This window comes from Embleya sp. NPDC056575, assembly GCF_042793325.1.
Classification (GTDB): Bacteria; Actinomycetota; Actinomycetes; order Streptomycetales; family Streptomycetaceae; genus Embleya.
The window spans coordinates 353-1,054 of the sequence record NZ_JBHTVA010000204.1 but is presented as its reverse complement, the minus strand read 5'-3'; the positions used below and the strand labels follow the sequence as shown (position 1 = coordinate 1,054).

2 pseudogenes are annotated in these 702 nt (G+C 69.1%); both read right to left on the bottom strand.

Features of this window, described 5'->3' with window-relative positions:
- Positions 1 to 429: pseudogene (locus ACFRCG_RS48775) on the bottom strand (acyltransferase); the annotation flags it as partial.
- Position 430: 1 nt separating this feature from the next.
- Positions 431 to 702 (bottom strand): annotated as a pseudogene (locus tag ACFRCG_RS48770) (polysaccharide deacetylase/glycosyl transferase); the annotation flags it as partial.

Sequence of the window (702 nt, the reverse complement as noted above, 5' to 3'; positions counted from 1 at the left end):
GACCAGGCCGGCCCAGGCCCAGCCAAAGGTGTGGTACGCCACGACACGGACCAGCGCGACGGCGCGCAGCGCGTCGAAGTAGCGGTCGCGTCCGGTGCCTTTGGCCTTCGGCGCCGGGTCGGCGGCGGGGCTTTCGGGCTCCCCGGCGTCAGGGCTGGGCTCGGTCGGGACGGCTGCGTCCGCCGCGGGCTCCGGCTCGATCACCGGCACGGGCGCCGTCTCGGTGACGTACACCTGGCCATGGTCGACGTACCCCTGGCCGTAGCCGTACTGCTGGGGGATCTGAGGCTGCCGGCCCTGGCCGTAGGGATCGGGCTGCTGCCCGTACCCATAGTCATATCCCTGCTGGCCCTGCTGGCCCTGGTACTCCTGCTGGCCTTGGTACCCCTCATATCCCTGGTACCGCTGTTGTTCCGAGCCCCAGCTCATGTCAGCTCACTCCTGCCGGGGTCCCGACCTCACCCGTGCGCTTGAGCTTCTGCCAGCGGAGGCGGCCGCCGGTCAGGGCGGTCACGGAGGAGTGGATCAGGACGAGGTACATCATCTGGCGGTAGGCGAGCTGCTGCAGCGGCAGCATCGCGAGGTAGCGGTACTTCTCGCGGTCGAGGCGGAACGCGTAGGCGGCGCAGACGAGTTGGACGACCAGCACCGCCAGCCAGGCCAGCAGTGAGGTCCAGAAGTCCACGAAGATCATCGAGTAGA